20 protein-coding genes are annotated in these 21,433 nt (G+C 43.0%); 6 read left to right on the top strand and 14 right to left on the bottom strand.

The features are described from left to right. Positions 1–29: 29 nt before the first annotated feature. From KW060_RS13350 to KW060_RS13330, 5 genes are all read right to left on the bottom strand, one after another. Positions 30–1,400 (bottom strand): YjiH family protein, encoded by a 1,371-nt coding sequence (locus tag KW060_RS13350; protein WP_249035885.1) that lies wholly within the window; start codon positions 1,398–1,400, stop codon positions 30–32. A gap of 30 nt (positions 1,401–1,430) precedes the next feature. Beyond that, complete coding sequence (gene speB, locus KW060_RS13345; RefSeq protein ID WP_249035884.1) at positions 1,431–2,357, bottom strand: agmatinase; 927 nt, start codon at positions 2,355–2,357, stop codon at positions 1,431–1,433. 129 nt (positions 2,358–2,486) lie between these two features. Continuing rightward, the gene (locus KW060_RS13340) at positions 2,487–3,395 is read right to left on the bottom strand and encodes a LysR family transcriptional regulator (RefSeq protein ID WP_249035883.1); all 909 of its coding nucleotides are present in this window, start codon (positions 3,393–3,395) and stop codon (positions 2,487–2,489) included. Positions 3,396–3,410: 15 nt separating this feature from the next. Next, entirely contained in the window at positions 3,411–4,670 is a 1,260-nt protein-coding gene (locus tag KW060_RS13335; protein WP_249035882.1) for a DUF2336 domain-containing protein, read from the bottom strand. Between the two features lie 50 nt (positions 4,671–4,720). Further along, positions 4,721–6,457 (bottom strand): bifunctional diguanylate cyclase/phosphodiesterase, encoded by a 1,737-nt coding sequence (locus KW060_RS13330; RefSeq protein WP_249035881.1) that lies wholly within the window; start codon positions 6,455–6,457, stop codon positions 4,721–4,723. 114 nt (positions 6,458–6,571) lie between these two features. Here KW060_RS13330 and KW060_RS13325 point away from each other — a divergent pair, with 114 nt between their 5' ends. Both KW060_RS13325 and KW060_RS13320 read left to right on the top strand, forming a co-directional pair. Continuing rightward, the gene (locus KW060_RS13325) at positions 6,572–7,264 is read left to right on the top strand and encodes a pyrimidine 5'-nucleotidase (RefSeq protein WP_249035880.1); all 693 of its coding nucleotides are present in this window, start codon (positions 6,572–6,574) and stop codon (positions 7,262–7,264) included. Further along, positions 7,264–7,914, top strand: a complete 651-nt coding sequence (locus tag KW060_RS13320) for a hypothetical protein (RefSeq protein ID WP_249035879.1) — start codon at positions 7,264–7,266, stop codon at positions 7,912–7,914. Before KW060_RS13325 ends, KW060_RS13320 begins: the two co-directional genes overlap by 1 nt. On the opposite strand, the gene truA is transcribed toward KW060_RS13320, so the two are convergent. From truA to def, 3 genes are read right to left on the bottom strand one after another with little or no spacing between them, the layout of a single operon-like run. After that, positions 7,895–8,632 (bottom strand): tRNA pseudouridine(38-40) synthase TruA, encoded by a 738-nt coding sequence (gene truA / locus KW060_RS13315; protein WP_249035878.1) that lies wholly within the window; start codon positions 8,630–8,632, stop codon positions 7,895–7,897. The genes KW060_RS13320 and truA overlap by 20 nt on opposite strands. Then, entirely contained in the window at positions 8,629–9,534 is a 906-nt protein-coding gene (gene fmt, locus KW060_RS13310) for a methionyl-tRNA formyltransferase (RefSeq protein ID WP_249035877.1), read from the bottom strand. Before fmt ends, truA begins: the two co-directional genes overlap by 4 nt. A gap of 11 nt (positions 9,535–9,545) precedes the next feature. Beyond that, entirely contained in the window at positions 9,546–10,058 is a 513-nt protein-coding gene (def, locus tag KW060_RS13305; RefSeq protein ID WP_249035876.1) for a peptide deformylase, read from the bottom strand. Between the two features lie 86 nt (positions 10,059–10,144). Here def and KW060_RS13300 point away from each other — a divergent pair, with 86 nt between their 5' ends. The 3 genes from KW060_RS13300 to KW060_RS13290 all read left to right on the top strand — a co-directional run bounded on the left by KW060_RS13300 (position 10,145) and on the right by KW060_RS13290 (position 12,472). After that, positions 10,145–11,293 carry a DNA recombination protein RmuC gene (locus tag KW060_RS13300; protein WP_249035875.1) on the top strand — a complete coding sequence of 383 codons (1,149 nt, stop codon included), beginning with the start codon at positions 10,145–10,147 and terminating at the stop codon, positions 11,291–11,293. Positions 11,294–11,364: 71 nt separating this feature from the next. Further along, positions 11,365–11,970, top strand: a complete 606-nt coding sequence (locus KW060_RS13295; protein WP_420833124.1) for a transglycosylase SLT domain-containing protein — start codon at positions 11,365–11,367, stop codon at positions 11,968–11,970. Positions 11,971–12,037: 67 nt separating this feature from the next. After that, the gene (locus KW060_RS13290) at positions 12,038–12,472 is read left to right on the top strand and encodes a hypothetical protein (protein WP_249035873.1); all 435 of its coding nucleotides are present in this window, start codon (positions 12,038–12,040) and stop codon (positions 12,470–12,472) included. A gap of 50 nt (positions 12,473–12,522) precedes the next feature. On the opposite strand, the gene KW060_RS13285 is transcribed toward KW060_RS13290, so the two are convergent. The 6 genes from KW060_RS13285 to KW060_RS13260 all read right to left on the bottom strand — a co-directional run bounded on the left by KW060_RS13285 (position 12,523) and on the right by KW060_RS13260 (position 20,514). Further along, positions 12,523–13,872 (bottom strand): metal-dependent hydrolase family protein, encoded by a 1,350-nt coding sequence (locus KW060_RS13285; RefSeq protein WP_249035872.1) that lies wholly within the window; start codon positions 13,870–13,872, stop codon positions 12,523–12,525. Between the two features lie 37 nt (positions 13,873–13,909). Continuing rightward, the gene (locus KW060_RS13280) at positions 13,910–14,095 is read right to left on the bottom strand and encodes a hypothetical protein (RefSeq protein ID WP_249035871.1); all 186 of its coding nucleotides are present in this window, start codon (positions 14,093–14,095) and stop codon (positions 13,910–13,912) included. A gap of 22 nt (positions 14,096–14,117) precedes the next feature. Next, positions 14,118–14,369 (bottom strand): hypothetical protein, encoded by a 252-nt coding sequence (locus KW060_RS13275; protein WP_249035870.1) that lies wholly within the window; start codon positions 14,367–14,369, stop codon positions 14,118–14,120. Then, positions 14,359–15,804, bottom strand: a complete 1,446-nt coding sequence (locus KW060_RS13270) for a TadA family conjugal transfer-associated ATPase (protein ID WP_249035869.1) — start codon at positions 15,802–15,804, stop codon at positions 14,359–14,361. The genes KW060_RS13275 and KW060_RS13270 overlap by 11 nt, the downstream gene beginning before the upstream one ends. A 98-nt stretch (positions 15,805–15,902) precedes the next feature. Beyond that, complete coding sequence (locus KW060_RS13265) at positions 15,903–19,475, bottom strand: hydantoinase B/oxoprolinase family protein (RefSeq protein WP_249035868.1); 3,573 nt, start codon at positions 19,473–19,475, stop codon at positions 15,903–15,905. A gap of 91 nt (positions 19,476–19,566) precedes the next feature. Continuing rightward, complete coding sequence (locus tag KW060_RS13260; RefSeq protein WP_249035867.1) at positions 19,567–20,514, bottom strand: leishmanolysin-related zinc metalloendopeptidase; 948 nt, start codon at positions 20,512–20,514, stop codon at positions 19,567–19,569. A gap of 193 nt (positions 20,515–20,707) precedes the next feature. Between KW060_RS13260 and KW060_RS13255 the strand changes: the two genes are divergently transcribed. Then, entirely contained in the window at positions 20,708–21,430 is a 723-nt protein-coding gene (locus KW060_RS13255) for a TerB family tellurite resistance protein (protein ID WP_274757295.1), read from the top strand. The last annotated feature ends 3 nt before the right edge of the window (positions 21,431–21,433 follow it).

Genomic DNA, 21,433 nt, shown 5'->3' with positions numbered 1-21,433 from the left:
TGGGTGATCAAAATTATGTTTCGTAAGAATTAAAAGATTATCAGTGCAAAGATGAGTAATATCGGTATCACGATCAAAGTACGGATGATGAAAATTTGCAATAGTTGTGAAAATTTAATCGGCAATCCACAACGTAGGATTATCACGCCCGTTTCAGACATAAAAATAATCTGACACATGGAAAGACCGGCAAGCACGAAACGCATGACGTCCCCTTCGATGTTGCTGGCGATAACAGCAGGAATGAATTGATCAAGAAATCCAAATACAAATCCTGGCGCGATATATTTCGCGTTTTCAACATTGAATAATGAAATTATCCAAGATATCGGCGTGCCGATTAATTCACCGACTGGCGAATGAAAGGCAAGTATGGTTGTCATGGTGCCTAGCGCCAAACTTGGGCCAAGAACGGCGAATAACTGTTCCATTGACATATGGGTCGCCAGTTTCGCTGATCTTTTAACCGGCGGGGCATTGTCCGCTGTTTTCATGGCAATATCAACGCCGCGCAGGATGATGTTTTGATGTTGGTTCGTGTCTTCGTTGTTATTGCTTACTGTGCCATCTTTATAAATATCCGGTATTCTTGAAATTGGTGGTATACGTACAGTGATAATGGCGCAGGCAACGCAAGCAATCATGGACGCAAAATACCATAAAAAGAACACATCACCAATGCCACTGACGGTGGCAATTACCAGTGCGAATGGAACAGAAACAACAGAAAAGTTTGTCACAATTGCCACGGCCTCACGTCCCGTATAACGGTTACGTTGGTATTGTTGTGACGTTAACATGATACCAACCAGTGATGACGATACAAATGATGATATGGCATCAACAGCAGAACGACCGGGCAGGTTAAATGCCCTTTTAAATAACGGGGCTGCCATCACACCAATGAAATCCATGGCCCCATATTCGGTCAGCAATGGCATTAAAAAACAACCCGGAATAACAATCAGAAAGAAACCAATGCCGATATCATTGAACATGACAAAGCCGGTGTCTTCTAATCTTAAAATTTCAGGGCCAATTTCAAATAACACCATTATGCCAATTGATGCGCCTGCCGCACGTAATAAAAACCAGATGGGTGTTGTTTCGGCCATGGCGTATAAAAGCGGCCGGTTTTCTTTCCATTTGGGTTTGAATATTAGACAATAACCACCCAGGATCGCGGAAAAAACGGTGATCCAAACAACGATCCTCATCAACAGGTCGTTGTAATTCAAGATCATCCAATCAACATAAAGCCCCAACATAACGGTTAATTCACCGTTTCTGGTAACAGGCATCAAGAAAAGCATCAATCCCAAAACCGACGGAATAAAGAAACGCAAGAAACGTTTCCTGTCGCTCACTATGGTGTTGGGGTTTGATGCTTGGTCGCTCATAGGGGCTTTATCCTGATGCTTGATTTATGGTTATCTGCGTAGTGCCTCTGACAGAAGATATAAAATATCGCCGCCAAGGGTTGCGCCAGCAACGGCAGTGATATTGCCTATCGGGTCATAAGCAGGGGCAATTTCCACCAGATCAGCACCAACAATGTTCATTCCTCTTAATCCTTTAAGGATTTTACGCCCGGCCATGACGGTCGGTCCGCCGGAAACCGGTGTCCCTGTACCCGGTGCATAAGCAGGATCAAGAAAATCAATATCAAATGTCAGATATGCTTTATTGTCGCCAACACGTTTTCTGATTTGTTCAGCGACCTCAGCAGGGCGCATTTCATCAAGTTCAGTTGCGAAAATAATTTCAATGCCGTGCGTTTCTGAATTCGGCGTTCTAATACCAATTTGGATGGAATGTTCCGTGTCGATCAATCCTTCTTTAATCGCGTGATAGAACATGGTGCCGTGATGATAGTTTTCATCAACCCACGTGTCCGTATGCGCATCAAAATGAATAAGCGCAAGCGGTCCATGCTTTTTAACATGTGAACGAAGAAGCGGCAGCGAAATAAAATGATCACCACCCATGGCAAAACAAGCGGCATCATTTGTGATGATCTCATCTGTTGCTTTTTCAAGTTGGGCAACCATGCGTTCCGGATAACCGGCAAAATCACAAATATCACCATAATCAATCACAGTGTGATGTTCAGCGATATGATATTCCCATGGCCATAGACCAAATTCAAATTCGCCGGTCAGTGTTGATTGTTCACGCATGGCACGTGGGCCAAATCTTGCGCCGGGGCGGTTGGTCGTTCCAAGGTCATATGGCACACCAAGTATCGCAATATCGGCATTTTTCACATCTTTTGAATGCGGGAAACGCATAAAGCTGATCTGTCCGGAACAGGCATCGTCCCACCAATCTTCTAATAACTCTTTGTTTGGTCCCATTGGTTCATCCTTTTTGTCATTATGTGTTGCTATCGTATGATTATGGCTAACACACATGATGTCAGGATGCGTAGTGCATTAATTGCATGAAAAAGTTACGGTTTATGAATTTTTTTCATAAAGGATGGATTAGGCGCCTGTATTATCCGCGCTGACTTCACGAATAATGCGTTCAAGTTGCATTGATTTAACTTGTTCGTTGCCAGCTTTGGATACGGCGTACCATTCAAGCCTTGTGCCCGTGCCGGTTAAGGGGATGGCTATTATGGCATTATTGATCAAATACGGTTTTACGGTGCGTTCCGAGAGAATGGTAAACCCGTAATTTTGGGATACCAGACTAATCACGGCATCAACCATGCCAATATGAATTGTCTTTTTTGGATTTAATGATTGATCATTGAAGAAACGGTCATACTCGCTACTGATTTCAAGGCCCGCGTTATGGGCAATGTAGGTTTCATCGGCAAAATCCTGTGTGCTTAATTGTTCATTGCTGTTAAGCACATGATCACGCGGTAAAACGGCGACGAGCTTGTCGGTAAATAACGGTGTCATGTTAAGGTCATCATCCTGTTCAGGTTTTGGTAGGATGGCGAGGTCAATGTCCCCTTCTTTTAATGATGCAATTGGATCAAGTGTAACATTTAATCGAATATCAATTTTATCGGCTGAATTACGTATATTGGTTCTATCCAGTGTCCCAGCAAGCCAGTCATGGCAACTGTATGGTTCCATGCCGATTGTCACCAGTTCTTTATCGATTTGAAAACGCGCGTTTAAATCATTTTCTGCAATTGATAATTCTTTTAAGATTTTATCCGCAGAAAACAGAAGTCTTTGTCCCGCTGTGGTCAGGTAAAGTTTTTTATTTTTCTTTTCAAATAGGGTGATGTTTAATCTGCGTTCTGCTTCGCTGATGCGACGGCTTAAGGCCGATTGGGTAATACAGAGTGTTTCCGCCGCTTTTGTGATCGTTCCGGCGTCGGCAATTTCCTTGATCATCTGAAGATGGATAATTTCTAGTTTCAAGCTCATGATAACAGATCGTGGTTATTCATATAGTGCAATATCATATTCTAACTGCTGATCGGAAAATGGGAAATCAACACCATTTTTGGCATTAACAAATTCCGCTGGTGGAACATGGGCGAGGTCGCTTTGCATTTGCAATGCCGTTCGCATGCTAAGCTCTGATTTCCAGGCAAGCGCAACAACCAGATTGCCTTTTTTCTTATTTAAAATTTGTCTGACGGACGGTTCAGGCAGTCCTGACATTAAAATCAATGCCTGAATAACAAGTTCGCGTTGTTTATTTTTGATGGCGTTTTGGATAAATTCGTCATCAATGACACCACGGTCATAAAGATCGGCCGCTTGTTCGGCGAGTGATCTTTGATCATCGCTTTCCGGTTTTTCATCGCTGATGCGTTCACGCACACGGGTAAGTAGCTCTTTGCCCTGACTATCATCCAAGTGGTTATCAGTAATCATCATATCGACAAGTGACGATGCGACAAAACCCGCGATACGTTTCATAGCACGCATTGAAAGGTTAGGGCGTTTGGCGAGCGGCTCATGCCACTGTGTTATATTTTGGCTTTGTGCTTCGGCGATAATGTTATCAAGCGTGTCTTCACGGACTTGCGCATTCTGGTTCGCAAGCATGCTGGTTACTGCCGGAATTTCAAGGGTTTGTGCGATTGCATCACAGACGTCACCACTTAATACGTTTCTTTTTGCGATTGCCTCAAGCGCGCCAGAAAGGGTTGTAGCTGCGATAATTTCTTTAAGGTCTGCATCATTTAATAGGGGCGAGTACTCTAGGATTGGTGAGCAAACTTCGGGTACTTCATCTTTGGCTAATTTTAACGCAATGTGTTTTGGGATGCTGTTTGATGATCTTAATTCTTCTGACAAAATACGGCGCACAGACGGTAATTGATCATTGGCGAGTATTTCAATCATCTCAAGCGCTTTTTCGGTAATTTCCGATTTTCCGTCGTCGGATATATCCGGGAAAAGTCTTGCGATTTTACGTGTCAGTTCGTGCTTTACATCTTCGTTTTCATCTTTGGCGAGAATTTTATCTGCTTGAATAGGTGTGTTGGCATTGCCGGCCACTTTTACACGGATGTCTGTTGATGGATCTTCTGCCAGATAATAAAGAACTTCAGGTGGGGTCGTTTCCTGTTCAGCCAGTATCATTTTGTCACCGGACTGTTTTGTTTCCAGTGCATCGCGTGCTTGTTCATAAGTTTCAAGCTCTTTCGCACGCTTGTTTTTATTTTTTTTGAATAAATTGAATACCATTCCTGATTATCCACCCATCATTTTTCAAGAAATATATATTAGTATAACTTTTAACGATTTAACAGTATGCCCGATTTACCGTTCTTTTTGACATCATATAGGGCATTGTCCGCTTTTTCCATAAGCTCGTCTAATGAATGCTCATGATCCGGTAAACTTAATGTAATCCCAATAGAAAGGGAAAGCGGTTTTTCATCATTTGGTGCTATTTCACGCATACTTAAGGCATTTTCTAAAATTCTTGTGGCTTGTGCGTTTGCGTTTTCAGCATCAACATTTTCCAACCAAATCGCGAATTCATCACCACCCATACGACAACATAAATCTTCTGTACGGGTGTTTTGTTTCATGATGTCAGATAACATGACCAACACGTCATCACCTACTGCATGACCATATGTGTCATTTGCTTGCTTGAAATTATCAAGATCAATGTACATGAGTGCGCATGTGTGTTTATTACGTTTTTGAATGATAAGGCGTTTTTTCACCTTTTCTGTAAAGGCGCGGCGGTTAAAGAGTTGTGTTAATTCATCGGTGTTGGATAATTTTTCAAGCTTTTCATAATTTTTGATTTGCTCTAATGCGATGCCAAGGTGGCTCGCGACGCCAATGAATAATGATTTTTCGCCCTTGCCCCATGATCTTTTCTTTTTATCCAGTACGATGTATATGGCGCCATTAATTTTATTATGATGGCGGGTGATGCCGATTAAAACTTTATAGCCATTAACCACTTCTTCTAAATAAGATGGTGGCAATTCATCGGAATAGTCATCACAGATTTCATAAGTTTTACTGATTAATGCATCACCAAATTCAGCATCATCAAGTTTCCCAAATTCTGCTTTCATGGTCATATTGTATGATTTGTGAATTGGGTCGATACTGGCGATATAGCAATGATTTGCAGTTATGCCATCAAAGGCCGCCGCTGCGGTGGTTTCAAGAACCCGGGACGGGTCAACTTCATCACGCATGGCGGATACAATTTTCTTTAATGTCTGTTCGCTTTTGCGAATGCGTCTTAGGGCTGCTTCGCGTTCACGTGCTTCGGTCACATCACGGCATACGCCGCGTGCGCCTTGCCATGTGGATTGATTATCAATAACCGGTGTTGCCGATACCTGAATGCAGGCGAGTTCGCCGTCACTTCGCTGCATCCAGATTTCCACGTCCGAAATGACATCCAGCGTATCAAACGGGTTTAAACCGCCAGCGCCGACGATCAGGTCAGATGCTTTCTTTTCGTTTAATTCATAAGCCGTAAAACCAAGAACACCATTTGATGATACATATTTAAAACGGCCCTGATTATCAGTTTCCCATGCGAAGTCCGTTGAACAGGACACCAGATCTTTAAACATTTGTCTTGAATCAACCAGTGCTTTGGTTAGTTGCTGTTCTGTTGTAGTGTCACGCCCAAATAAAAGAACATTATATTTGTTATCTTCGCCAGTTGTGACAGGGAAAGCAAAAAGATCATAATGACGAGTGCCTGTGTCGTCCTCTAATGATAATTTCTGAACTTCAGGGCATTTATTATTCAGTGCACGAATGACAAGCCCGTGAATCATCGGATTTCTATTTTGGAAAGCGAAGATTAAATTATCGGCATAAATATTTTTATGAATAACATTCAACGATTCGTCCGTTAGGATCGCCGGGCCATTTAATTTTTCGATGAGATTGTTTTGGAAATTTATATTTTTAAAATTTGATGTTAGCGGCTCATTTTCCGCAGAAACATTGGTGTTTCCCAAGATATGTGCAATATTGTTGTCCATTGTGCCCAATTTCAGTCGCCGGATTACTTAAAACTATAAAAAATTCCCTTGGCATTTACTGTATAGGCTTAGTATTAACATTTCCTTTAAGAAATGTGCGTTCGTGGACTATTTATGATGAAAGATGATGTTGCCGTGAAAAATTTAATGGATCATAAGTATTGGGTATTCGATCTTGATAATACGCTTTACCCTCATGGCACGAACCTTTTCACACAGGTTGACCGCAAAATGGGGGAGTATATCCAGAACTTATTTGATATCCCTTATGATGATGCCAAAAAAATGCAAAAATCATTTTTTCAGGAACATGGAACAACATTACGTGGTTTGATGACATTGCATGATGTGGAACCCCATGATTATCTGCATTATGTCCATGATATTGATTTTTCCGTTCTTGATATTGATCATGCCTTAAACGAAGCGCTCGAAAAATTACCGGGGGAAAAATACATTTACACCAATGCTTCGGCTGATTATGCGGGGAATGTGTTATCTGAAATTGGACTTGATGGATTTTTTAAGGATATTTTTGATATTCATGACGCAGAATTCCTGCCAAAACCGCATAAGACGAGTTATCATAAAATGCTGGATAAGTTTCAAATCGATCCTGAACATTCCATCATGGTAGAAGATATCGCAATTAATCTTAAGCCTGCCGCGGAACTTGGTATGTCGACCGTATGGGTGAAAACAGATGTTCACTGGTCGGATACGGGTAAGGAATATACAAGAATTGACCATGTAACGCCGGATTTATCAACATGGCTTACAGATGTCACGAAGAATGGGAATGCTTAATGTCGGAAAATACCGAAATGCCACTTGGTCTTTATATTCAAAGCTCGCTTAAAGGGGCGTGGAAACTGGTTCAAGCCAAGCCAAATGCCATGGAATATTTTGATCTTTCATCTGATGGTTTTTGGAAAAGTTTCTGGGCGATAGCGGTGATGCTTCCTGCCTATGCGCTTTGGACGTATTTTAATTTACAAGGGGGAACCCGGGAAATCGCAGAGGGCGTAGAACTAGCCCATCCGTTTCTTGCGGAAGGTATTTTCTTTTTTACCACCTTGCCACTAACAGCATTTGTGATGATTTATTTCACCAAATGGATGAATATTTCATCCAATTATTCGTCAATGGTTATTGCTTATAACTGGATGAGTGCGCTTATTTATTTAATTCTTGTTTCTATGACGATGATTCTTTCAAGCGGTCTTGTCAGTGGGGAATTAAGTACAGCGCTTCTAATTATGCTAAATTTTTATTTCGGCTTCTATGTGGTTTGGTACACACTTAAAAACTCATTGCAGATTGGCGGCGTTTTTGCCATTGGTGTCTTATTGTTTGTGAAACTTCTTGAAACCGTATCAATGGTTCTTCTGTATCAAATATTCAATCCGGAATATTTTAATGCAGTTGTTGATACGATTAATAATCAACCTTCATAAAATATAGCCCGTCCGGCGGGGCATTATATCCAAGGGCTGATCTATCGGCAGCTTCAAGTGCATCTTTTAAATCCTGTCTGGTCCATTTTCCTTTGCCAACGTAATAAAGGCACCCGACCATGGACCTTACTTGATGATGCAGGTAGGAAATTGCAGATGTATCAATATAGATATTTTCACCATCGCGACTGACCGACAAACTTTCTAATGTTTTTAAGGGTGATTTTGACTGGCATTGCACACTGCGGAATGTGGTAAAGTCATGCTTGCCGACAAGCACTTGTGCCGCATCATTCATGGCATCCACATCAAGCTCATCCCGAACCTGCCAAGCAAGCCCCTTTTGAAAGGTCAGGTTCGCGCGGCGATTGATGATATGATAGCGATAATATCTTTTCTTCGCTGAAAAACGGGCGTGGAATTCATCATCAACTTCTTCCGCATCCAATATGGAAATTGGTACATTTTTAAGATGATAATTTAATGCTTCCATCAGCTTGTACCCGTTCATATCCCGTGGGATATCTGTATGGGCAACCATGCCTGTCGCGTGAACACCTGCGTCTGTACGTCCTGCCGCATGGAAACGGCATTCTTGCTGGCATAATTTATGCGCTGCTTTTTCAAGCTCGCCCTGAATGCTTGGCGCACTTTCTTGTAATTGCCAGCCGTGGTAATCGCTGCCGTCAAATTCTATGGTAAGTTTGAAGCGTTTCATGAAAATTTTGTCCCGATTGTTACATCAAACCCATTCATTAATGCTTTGACGTCCATTGGTCCTTTTCCGGCACGTTGGGCACGTTTCACAGATATGGCACCATCGCCACAAGCAATGACAAGCGGTTCATCGATCATTTCGCCGGGTTCCCCGTTTCCATTTACCACTTCAACATTATGGATTTTAAATCGTTCGCCACCCACATCACACCAAGCGCCGGGAAATGGGGACAGGCCATGAATATGATTTTTAAGATCGGTTGCTGATCTTGACCAGTCGATCTTTGCTTCTGACTTATCAATTTTGTGGGCGTATGTGACACCCTCATCGGATTGTGGGGTTGGTGTACTTTCTGAAAGATTGACTAACACTTCAACGATGGCTTTAGCACCCAAATCACTTAATTTATCATGCAGAATGCCTGTTGTATCGTCGCCAATTGGAATTCTTTTTTCTAAATGCACTGGCCCTGTATCAAGCCCCGCTTCCATTTGCATAATGCCGACACCAGTTTCATTGTCGCCCGCCATAATCGCACGGTGAATGGGCGCGGCCCCACGCCAACGCGGTAATAGGGACGCGTGAATATTCAAACAACCATATTTGGGTGCGTCCAAAATTTCTTGCGGAAGGATCAAGCCATATGCAACCACCATGGCCACATCCAGGTTAAGATCCGCGAATTGTTCGCGGTCATTATCACTTTTAAAATTTAACGGTGTATAGACGGGAATATTTTGATCATTCGCATATGCATGTACGGGGGATGGTCTTTCCTTTTTGCCGCGACCTGATCTGCTTGGTGGTTGGCTGTAAACAGCAACAACGTCATGGCCCGCTTCAATGATGGCTTTAAGCGCAGGTACGGAAAAATCCGGTGTTCCCATAAAGGCAATACGCATATGTCGCCCCCTTAATCTTTTTCACGGATCAGTTTTTTAACCTTGCGGACATACATGCCCCGCTTGATTTTGGAAAGATAATCAATAAATACAACGCCGTTTAGGTGATCCATTTCGTGCTGAATGCATGTGGCAAGCAACCCATCCGCGTGGATTTCTTGTTCCGCACCGTCATAATCAAGGAATTTGACCTTGCATTCTTTCGGGCGTTCAATATCCGCATATTGTTCCGGAATGGATAGGCACCCTTCGTTGTAAGTGTTCAAATCTTCTGACGTCCAAGTAATTTCAGGATTGATGAAATACATTGGATTTGGGTCTTCTTCCTCACCGGCGATATCGATCACAAGTATGCGTTTTAAGTGGCCCACTTGAACGGCCGCAAGTCCGATGCCCGGTGCGGCATACATTGTTTCCAGCATATCATCCAGAAATGCGCGCAGCTTGTCATCGACTTTATCAACGGGTTCCGACACTTTTTTAAGAAGCGGGTCCGGTACTGTAACAATTGGTAAAACGGCCATAATTTTTAATCTTATCCTTTTAATCTTACAAATGGTAGGTAATATGTGTTGAAGACAAGGTCAAGACTTATAAGGAGAAGAGACGCGTGAATATTGATCAAACAATGATGATTTTGATTGGAATGGGGGTTGTCGCGTTGCTGTTAATTGGGGTTCTTGTCCTTATTAATAACCGTTCAAGAATGGATAGTGAAGAACGCCGCATCGCAGCCGATAAAACCGCTGACACAATCGCAAGCGTGATGCAAATGAATGCGGGGCTTGAAGCGCGCATAAAAACCATGGCTGAAAGCCACGCCATGCAGCAGGAAGAATTAAAACGCACCATGCATGAACGGCTTGATGCCGTTGGTCGTCAGGTTGGAAAAAGTTTAAATGAAACCAACGAAAAAACAGGTGAAAGCCTTGAAAAATTAAAAGAGCGTCTCGCGGTTATTGATGAAGCACAGAAAAATATCACCGATCTTTCCGGGCAAATGGTGGGATTGCAGGATATTCTTTCCAATAAACAGGCCCGTGGTGCATTCGGTGAAATCCAGCTGAATGATCTGGTGTCTGCCATACTGCCACCAAGCGCCTATGAATTTCAGGCAACCCTTGAAAATAAAGCGCGGGTTGATTGCCTGATTAAATTGCCAAACCCGCCCGGTTCGATTGCGGTGGATGCGAAATTCCCGCTTGAAAGTTATCATAGGCTTGGCAATGCAGAAACAGATCAAGAAAAGAAACAAGCCCAAAGCGCCTTTAAAACGGACATCCTGAAACATGTGAAAGATATTTCAGAGAAATACATCATTCACGGGGAAACCGCGGAAAGCGCGTTGATGTTTTTACCAAGCGAAGCCGTATATGCGGAACTACATAGTAATTTTTCCGATGTGGTCGAAAAATCATACCGGGCCAAGGTCTGGATCGTTAGCCCGACAACTTTAATGGCGACGCTTAATACCGTACGTGCAGTATTAAAAGACGCGCGTATGCGTGATCAGGCAGGCATCATTCAAAAACATGTCATGACATTGATGGAAGATATGGACAGGCTTGATCAGCGTATTGGAAACCTGCGTAAACATTTTGACCAGGCCGATAAGGATATTTCACAAATTGAAACATCAAGCCGTAAAATCCAAAGCAAAGCGGATACAATAGAAAAAATTCAGCTGGAAGAAGTAGACGATATCGAAGATGGGATCGAGCCAAAACCAGCTGCGCCCGTGAAATTACTTGTGGATTAAAGCCCGTCATTATTTCGCCCGTTTGGGTGTTTATCTTGACATCCATGGATACTTTTGATTCTTTAGATAATATGAAAAGTAAATTGATCATAGCATCAGTAATCCTCGCCGTGGCGGGGTGTGCGACGACGCCACCAAAAAATGTGGCCAATAGCTGCTCAATCCTTGAGGAAAAGGGCGGCTGGTATGACGCCACCAAAAAAGTGCGTGATAAATACGGTACGCCAATCAATGTGCAACTTGCGATTATCCGTCAGGAAAGTTCATTTAAGCACGACGCGAAACCGGGGCGTAATTATTTACTATGGGTGATACCGTGGGGCCGTAAATCCAGTGCTTATGGTTATGCGCAGGTGAAAGATTCCACATGGGAATGGTATATGGACCAAACAGGCAATCACGGTGCGGATCGTGACCGGTTTGAAGATGCGGTGGATTTTGTCGGATGGTACAGCACGATTTCACAACGAACGCTCGGTATTTCAAAATGGGATGCTTATAATCAGTATCTTGCCTATCACGAAGGGCACGGCGGCTTTAAACGCAAAACATATCTTAAGAAAAAATGGCTTATGGACGTCGCGAAAAAGGTAGAGGGATATTCCAAAACCTACGCCGCACAACTCGCCGCCTGTGAAGATGACCTTGGTCGTGGTTTCTCGCTCTGGCCGTTTTAAAGTTCGGCATAATTTTGCCTGATTTATCTTTATTGTAATTCCTTTGAACTTTGTTAGGGGGAATGACATGCGGTTATTAAGTGTATTATTGATGATGGTGATGACTGTGCCAACGATTGCACATGAGAGCGCAGATTGGCGAGAATATTTGCAAGAAACAGAAAGCCATTTTAAAGCAACAAAAAAGCGAAAACAGAAATTGATGGAATATCTTCCACGATTTAAGAATATTAGTGGTCGCAAGATCGTTGATATTAGATTTACTACTGAATTTTTGAATGACTGGGGCAGGCCTGTTTATAAAATGAACGGTAAAATCGTTCAGGATTTAAAACCCGGAAGACGTACAAGTAAGAAAGAATTTTATGCTTTTCCGGATGATCCGTATATTTTTGATGATGCCTATGACAAGCTTGAACCACGCACACGTGAAGAGGGGGCATCGCAAAAAGTGGTCGTGACATCTATAAGATTTGCAAATGGTGAAGTAATTAATTTTTAAATCAAAAAAGGCGCCACCTTGGCGCCTTCTTCAAAGTATTTATTGAAATTTTAATAACCCTCTGGCCATGGGAATAGGTCGGCCGGGCGTGGAACATCCAGGTCAATTTCTGTGCCGCGTGCCATCACGAATGTCGGGTTCATCAGTGTGCCAATATCTTCAAGCGGGTCTGCTTTTGATGCGATGATATCGGCTTCCTTGCCGGCTTCGATGGTGCCCGTCACAGATGTTAATTCCATCAGATCGGCGGCATTGACCGTCGCGGACACAAGGATTGCACGTTCCGGCATGCCCGCATCACGCATAAGCACCAGTTCATAACCATTTGTGCCGTGGTCATTAACACCGGCGTCGGTACCGAACGCGATTTTTACGCCCTTGTCATGGGCAAGTTTTAATGCCTTTTTCATCATGGGGCCAACATCCAATGCTTTTTGGCGAACGGCCGGAATAAAGAAATCCGGACGTTCTTTTGCAATGCGTTCAACGGTATAACCCGCGATTAATGTTGGTACCAGATAAGCGCCCGTTTCAACGAAAAGATCGGCTGTTCCCTCATCCAGATATGAACCATGTTCGATGCTATCTACGCCGGCGCGAAGGGCCGCTTCAAGACCAATACGGCCATGGGCATGTGCTGCGACCTTACGGCCCATGGCATGGGCTGCTTCGATAAGGGCAATTTGTTCTTCGTCAGTGAATTGTTGTCCTGTTCCTGTTGCTGTTTTACTTAATACACCACCTGTCGCCACATATTTAATGTGATCGGCACCATGCTTGATTTGTGTGCGTACGGCACGACGACAGCTTTCAATGCCGTCACAAATTCCGGTATGTGGATTTGGGAAAATGTCATCACGGTAACCGTTGCTGCCGTCGCCATGACCACCAGTTGGTGAAATGGTTTGTCCGGCCGCCTTAATGCGTGGTCCCATGATCAGATCGTTATTCACCGCATCACGGTACGCAAAAATCGCGTTTCGGTCACCGCCAACATTTCTGATGGTGGTAAATCCTGCGCGCAATGTACGCATACCAAATTCAACACCCATTAATGTGGAATATTGTGATGAACGTGTGACGCGTTTTTCACGGCTGTTGGCTTCTTGTTGACCAAGGATATGGGTATGGGCATCAATAAGCCCCGCCATCACATATTGATCTTTTAGATCGATGATTTCCGCGTTATCCGCGCCATCAATATCGGATGCGGATAGATAACCATCACTGACAGATATGATTTTTTTATTTTTGATGACGATTGTTTGTTCTGTTTTTGCTTCTTCTCTGGCGTCGGCAAGCAGTGTTCCAGCATGGATAATTTTCCATTTGTCTGCGGCTTCGGCAGAAATGGTGATGCCTAACGTCATGACGGTGGCAAGTAGCGTTTTTTTGAACATTGGATGCTCCCCTTATTTTTTGAATTAAGGGAAGAGGTTATCTCATTTTTTGAAGTAGGTCCATGATTTCTTCGCCACTTTCGACAACGCTGATTAGTTCTTTTTCACCACCATTAAAGAAGAGCTGCGTATGATCATCAAACGGCATTACTTCGTTCACATTATGCATATTTACGTAGATTTCATTTTTGGTGTAATAGTCAGTTAATTTTACAAATTCCATCATTCTCTCCTAAAAAATGGGCCTAATGTTCGGGAATTTTACAAACAACAACATAGGCTTTGTTGATAAGGTAATAATCATTACTTTCACGGTTTAAATGAAAAAAATCTGGCAGTTCTTCAAAGGCATTATGAGGGTTTGTCGTAACGCTTATGTTTACGCTGCCTTGCATGTGGGTACCATCATGTAAAATAAGTTCAACAGGCACTTCTTTTTTGATCATGCTGTTTTGTGGCTTTGATTTGTCACCATTATTTGATTTTTCATTCGCCATCTTTATTATCCTTTTTTAAGGCCTCTATAACCTGATCATCATAGCCAAACATTTTGTATTTTTCGATATTTACGGATTCATTACCGCTGCTTACAAAGTCGCCCTTGATGTTACCTTGTTCATCACGGCTTATGAATGAATATTTGAATAATTCCTGCAATACAATCTCATCATCTTCCATGCCGACAATTTCATGGATGGATGTAATGCGTCTTTTGCCATCTTTCATACGTGATATTTGAACGATGATATTGAGCGCTTCTGCCAGTTGTCTGCGAATGACATGGATCGGGTATAAAAATCCTGCCATTGATGCCATATTTTCAAGACGTGTCAGTGATTGCGCGGGACCATTGGCATGGACGGTTCCCATGCTTCCTTCGTGACCGGTGTTCATTGCTTGTAACATATCCATTATTTCACCGCCACGTACTTCACCGACAATGATGCGGTCAGGCCTCATTCTTAAGGCATTTACCACGAGTTCTCTAATGGTAACCTCGCCTTCGTCATCAGTGTTTGCGGGGCGGGCTTCAAGAGGTAAAACATGAATTTGATTAAGATTGAGTTCCGCTGAATCTTCAATGGTAATAATGCGTTCATCATCAGGAATAGACTGCGATAGTACATTCAGCAAAGTGGTTTTACCGGAACCGGTCCCACCCGAAATGATGATGTTCATTTTACTGGCGGCGGATGCTTCCAGGAAATTTGCCATTTCCTGCGATAAGGTTCCATTATTCACAAAATCAGCCATAGTGAATGGTTTGACGCTGAATTTCCTGATGGAAATTGCAGTGCCGCGAAGTGATAATGGCGGTAAGATGATGTTGACCCGTGATCCATCCTCTAATCTGGTATCGACAAGCGGGGATGCGTTGCTTACATGACGACCAACACGCGCGCAAATTCTGTTTGCAATGTTTCTGATATGTTGTTCATCGCGTAATTCAATATCGGTGAGTTCCAGTTTTCCCCGTCTTTCAATAAAGATCTGTTTGGGTCCGTTGATCAGGATATCATTGACTTCAGGATCAGTAAGCAAAACTTCCAATGGACCGAGCCCTAATATTTCGTCGATTAAGGAAGTCTCAAGCATTTCTTCCTCTTTTCGGTTAAGGTTCAGTTTCATTTCTATGAGCACTAACCGAATGATATCCTGAAGCTGTTTGACCAATTCATCGTGTGGGAGGCTGGCGGCGGCATCATAATCAAGTTTTGGTAATAATTGGAATAATGCTGCATTTCTGATTTTTGTGAAATCTGGGTGCGCTTTCCCTTTACGGTGGTGCGCTTCGTGATATGTGGCGATATCAGGTAAATTCTTATTATCAATATTTGGATTGTTTTTTTCTATGAAATCAAGCGTCTCGCCAACGTTTTTTGATGCGCTGACGTTTTCATGTTCAGTTTTTTTGCGGCCAAAATCGTTCATAAAAACTCCTGTATACCCATCTAATATATAAGAAATAGAGCTTTTTATCAGTAATTTATATGACGCTAATCAAGTTTTGGCCGAATAAGCTTCAAGATTTATGATTTTCCATAACCGCCGCCACCCGGGGTTTTGATGATAAAAACATCACCCTTTAGCATGGTTGTTTCTTCTGAACTTGATAAGGTTTCGTGGGTGCCATTTTCTCTTAAAATGCTGTTTTCACCGCACATTGCATCTTGCCCGCCCTTTAATCCCATCGGTGCGTTAAGACGGTTATTTGAAATAATGGCTGCTTGCATATTTTTAAGGAATTCTATGCGGCGTTCAACACCATTGCCACCATTATGCTTTCCTTTACCGCCGCTATCCGCGCGTATTTTAAAATTACGAAGCAATACAGGATATCGCCACTCAAGCACTTCCGGATCGGTTAGGCGGCTGTTGGTCATATGGGTTTGGATCGCGTCGGCGCCATTCCCATTTGCGGTTGCTCCCATACCGCCCGCAACGGTTTCATAATATTGCAGAGCATCATCACCAAAGGTGAAATTATTCATGGTGCCTTGTGATGCGGCCATTGCACCAAAAGCAAGGAATAAGCAGTTCACAATAGCCTGCGATGTTTCAACATTTCCGGCAACAACGGCACGCGGATGACTTGGATTTAGGAAAGTTTTTTCAGGTACAATAATTTTCACAGGTTTTAGGCACCCTTGATTTAACGGAATATCATCATCGACCATACATCTGAAAACATAAAGTACCGCCGCATGGCATATGGCCAGTGGCGCATTGAAGTTATTATCAAGTTCTGCACTTGTACCTGTGAAATCAAGTGTTGCTGATCGCGTTTCCTGATCAATGGTGACTTTCACTTTAATTACCGCACCATTATCAAACGGATATTCATATTCAGCATTTGATAATTTGTGGATCACGCGGCGAACGGCTTCTTCAGCGTTATTTTGCACATGATCCATATAGGCCAGTACCGTTTCTGTACCGTAATGATTGCTGATGCGGGTTAATTCATTAAGACCTTTTTCATTGGCGGCAATCTGCCCTTTAAGATCAGCGATATTCTGTTCGGGGTTTCTTGCGGGATAGGGGCCTAATAATAAGGCGGCTTTTAATTCTTGCTCCAGGAATTTTCCATCTTGCATAAGCAGAAAATCATTAAACAGGATGCCTTCCTCATCAATATGTTTTGACATTGGCGGCATTGAACCAGGGGTTATGCCACCGATATCCGCATGGTGTCCGCGGGTTGCCACATAAAATGATGGATTATTATCGCCATCATTAAACCACGGGGAAATAATGGTAATATCCGGCAAGTGCGTACCACCGTTATAAGGATCGTTTAACATGTAAACGTCACCGCGTTTCATGGTATCTTTGCGGTTATCAATAACCGTTTTGATGCTGCGGCCCATGGAACCAAGATGCACGGGCATATGCGGTGCATTGGCGACCAGATTACCATCACCATCAAAAAGGGCGCATGAAAAATCAAGACGTTCCTTCATATTGACGGAATGGGCAACATTTTCGAGCACAGCACCCATTTGTTCAGCGATGGACATAAACAGGTTATTGAAAATTTCGAGCTGCACCGGATCGACAGTGGTGCCGATTGCGTGGCGCCTTTCCATTTCATCAACACGTTCAAAAATCAGATTGTTTTGGTCATCATTAAAAGCGCGCCAACCCAATTCCAGATAATTTGTGCCGTGATCTTCACGGATAATGGCTGGGCCCTTGATATCGTTTATATGGTTACCCAGGTCATTTCGGTGGATAATGGTTGCATCCTGCCATTTTCCGTGGCGGAAAATTTTTGTTTTCTCTTTGGTAAATTCATTGCTTGCTTGTGGGATTTTTAATTTAACATCACCCGCGCCACCATATGATTCAACATGTATTTTTTCGATGATCAATTCTTTATCAGTGGAAATAAAACCAAATTGCTGTTGATGGAATATTTCAAAATCTGACTTCATAATATCTGGCGAATTAATATCAACTTCCAGGGTGCTATCGCTGCCTTTATATTTGATGTGCGCTTTTGCTATATGATTTATATCAGTTACTTTTTGCGCAGCAAGTGACGCATTGGTTTCTTGTAAAAGACGTGTGTGAATTTCATTTAATGTTGTTTGAACATCAGCATTTAATGAAATTTCCAATGTTTCTTCACGAATACTACGAAGATCCGCAAGCCCCATGCCAAAAGCACTTAAAACACCAGCAAAGGGGTGCAGGAAAATACGTTTGATGCCCAAATTATCGGCAATTTTACAGGCATGTTGTCCGCCAGCCCCACCAAAACTGACCAATGTATAATCACGAACATCATATCCTTTTTCAGTGGATATTTTTTTAATGGCCGCCGCCATATTTTCGATGGCGATATCGAGAAACCCTTCTGCGATATTTTCTACTTCTTCTGATTTGTTGATCTGGTCGCGAAGGATTTCAAATTTTTCTGAAACGATATCTTTATTAAGCGGCAGGTTTGCACTTGGGCCAAAGGACTTCGGGAAATAATCGGTATTAATAAACCCAAGTTGAACATTACAATCGGTAACCGTAAGCGAACCACCATTTCGGTAACTTGCCGGGCCGGGTGCTGCACCCGCGCTATCCGGCCCAACACGGTAACGGCTGCCATCAAATTCAAGAATTGAACCGCCGCCGGCAGCCACCGTGTGAATATTCATCATGGGAACTCGCATGCGAACGCCCGCAACCACCGTTTCATAACTGCGTTCATATTCGCCGTCATAATGGCTGACATCCGTTGATGTGCCACCCATGTCAAAACCGATCAGTTTTTCATAACCTGATAAAGCGGCCGTTTTCACCGCCCCAACAATCCCGCCAGCTGGGCCGGATAGAATGGCATCTTTTCCTTGAAAATGGTCTGCGCCAGCAAGTCCGCCATTTGATTGCATGAAATATAATGGCACTTCACCAAGTTCACTTTGAACGCGGTCGATATAACGCCTTAAAATTGGGCTTAGGTAAGCATCGACCACGGTTGTGTCACCACGCCCAACCAATTTCATGAGCGGGCTGGTTTCATGGCTGGTTGAAATTTGCGGGAAACCGACTTCTCGTGCAAGGTGTGATAGCTTGGCTTCATGGTCAGTGTATCTGTAACCATGCATGCAAACGATGGCGACAGATGTGATGCCGTCCTTTAAGGCTTGCTCGAGGTCAGGGCGCACAGTTTCTACATCAAGCGGGGTGATTAATGCACCGTTGGGGCCGATACGTTCTTCGACCTCGATCACGCGTTCATAAAGTTGTTCCGGTAAAATGACATTTAAATCGAAAAGGCGGGGTCTTGCCTGATACCCAATTTTTAATGCGTCACGAAACCCTTTGGTGATCAGTAGTAATGTTCTATCCCCTTTGCGTTCCAATAATGCATTGGTTGCAACGGTGGTGCCCATTTTTACGGATGCAATTTCTGAATGTTTGATGGGCGTATTGGATGATGTTCCCATCAGGCGGCGAATGGCTTCTAATGCTGCATCATGATATTGATCCGGGTTTTCGGATAATAATTTATGGGTTTTGATATCCCCATCTGGGTCACGGGCAACAACATCGGTAAATGTTCCACCGCGATCGATCCAAAACTGCCATTTATTATCCATAATATTCCCTATAAAAATAACGGGTTACATTAAAATTAATTCTGTAACCCGCATCTGATAGCAAATATTTATTAGTCTGGATAGATGTGTTTTATACAAGTTCCGTAAAGACGGTAGCATCCCACTTAACATCATATCCAAGGTCGGCAAGGGATGCGAGGGACATTTGTGATAAATAATTCACATCATTGATATATCCTGTCATCAGTTCATTATCATATGTTTCTTCGTCCCAGTGACCACCTGCTGTGCCGGAACCGCCATCTGTTTCAATTATGGGTTCACTTCCATCATTATATTGGGTGGCATATTGTCCTAAATAATCATATGTCATGACATCATCAACGGGTCTTTTGGTGCCCATATCATCGATATAAACATCAACAACACCAGTATGTTCCCACATGGTGCCAAGACCAATGGAATGGAACATTTCATGAAGAACAATGTCGTCCCATAAATCTATAGCTAAATAATCACCAGCATCGGCAACATCAAATTCCATGATACCGGCAAATGGCAGAGCTTCTGAATCATCCTGGCCTGTTTCTTTGATAATATGGGTTGGTCCCGCGCGCCCCAAAACGCCCCCTGATCCATCGATACTGATGAGGCTCGCTTCGATCAGCATGTCATCAATATCCTGGTTAAAGAAATTATTCGGATCATCCGCAGATATGTAATCCGGTCTATCTCCGACAATAAAGGAACTAAGGAAATCCGCTGCGGCTTCGAATGCTTCTACAAAAGGTGAGGTGACAATATCACCCCATCCATCACCGGTAAACTGGATTTCAATATTGTAATCGGATCCGGTAATATTACTGATGTATGTATATAGTGGTTCTGATGAACTGCCATCATTTCCGTCATTGCCACCATTCCCACCACCGCGTCCATTGCCGTTTCCACCCCTGGCATTTCCCGAATATTCTAGTGATATAGCAATAAAATCCGCATAAGATAGATCGAAAAAATCCATCGTGGCAAAATTGTAATTGGCATTTTCTTGGGCAATTGATTTGAATATACGGGGCATGGTTATTCCTTTCGCAATAAAACGTCGGGTGATTTTGGGTGCCCCAATAGCCCATTATAGCAAAAATTAGCCAAAATTTAAAGAGCGGCAGAAATGACTTTATGTTCGCATCTTGTTTTTTGTTGAATAATGATCATTTATATGACTTGATGAATTCAGAACATATTTAATTAATTTCATTTAAGGAAAATTTATGTCCATATGGGGAACGATTATTGGCGGTGCGGCCGGTATGGCCCTTGGCGGTCCTATTGGGGCATTGCTGGGCGCTGCGGCGGTGCATTACGCGGGTAAAGCATCCAAAAGTGCTGTGGGTGCATCAACCGAACAAGCGGTATTCGCAGCTGGTTTTATTGCCTTATGCGCCAAAATGGCAAAAGCGGACGGTGTCGTCACCCGTGATGAGATTAATGTCTTTAAAAAAGCATTCCATGTTCCCCAAAGCGAAGTAAAACGTGTTGGTTGGTTTTTCGATATGGCAAAAAAGGAAGTTGCCGGTTTCGAAGGATACGCGACACAATTATACCGCCAATTTCATAACCAACCGGCGGTGCTAGAGCAAGTTATAGATTTGCTTTTCCATATTGCGATGGCGGATGGGGTGATGCATCCGGCGGAAATGGATTATCTGCATGAAGTGGCACGTATATTCAGGTTCCCTGAAAATGAATTTGCCCGCATTAAAGAAAGTCATATGGGCCCGGATGAAAGCGACCCATATACCGTTTTAGGTGTAAGTCATGATGCATCGGATAAAGAGATAAAATCAGCATACCGTAAACAAATTAAAGAACATCACCCTGATTTATTGATGGCGCAAGGCGTGCCGGAAGAATTGATTGATGTTGCCAATGAAAAAATGACTGCCATCAACGATGCATATGACAAGATATGTAAAATACGGAACATAAAGTAAGGA

Origin of the sequence: Pseudemcibacter aquimaris (genome assembly GCF_028869115.1) — a bacterium.
Lineage (GTDB): Bacteria > Pseudomonadota > Alphaproteobacteria > Sphingomonadales > Emcibacteraceae > Pseudemcibacter > Pseudemcibacter aquimaris.
The sequence above is the reverse complement of the archived record's forward strand: the minus strand, read 5'-3'. Positions and strand labels throughout refer to the sequence as shown.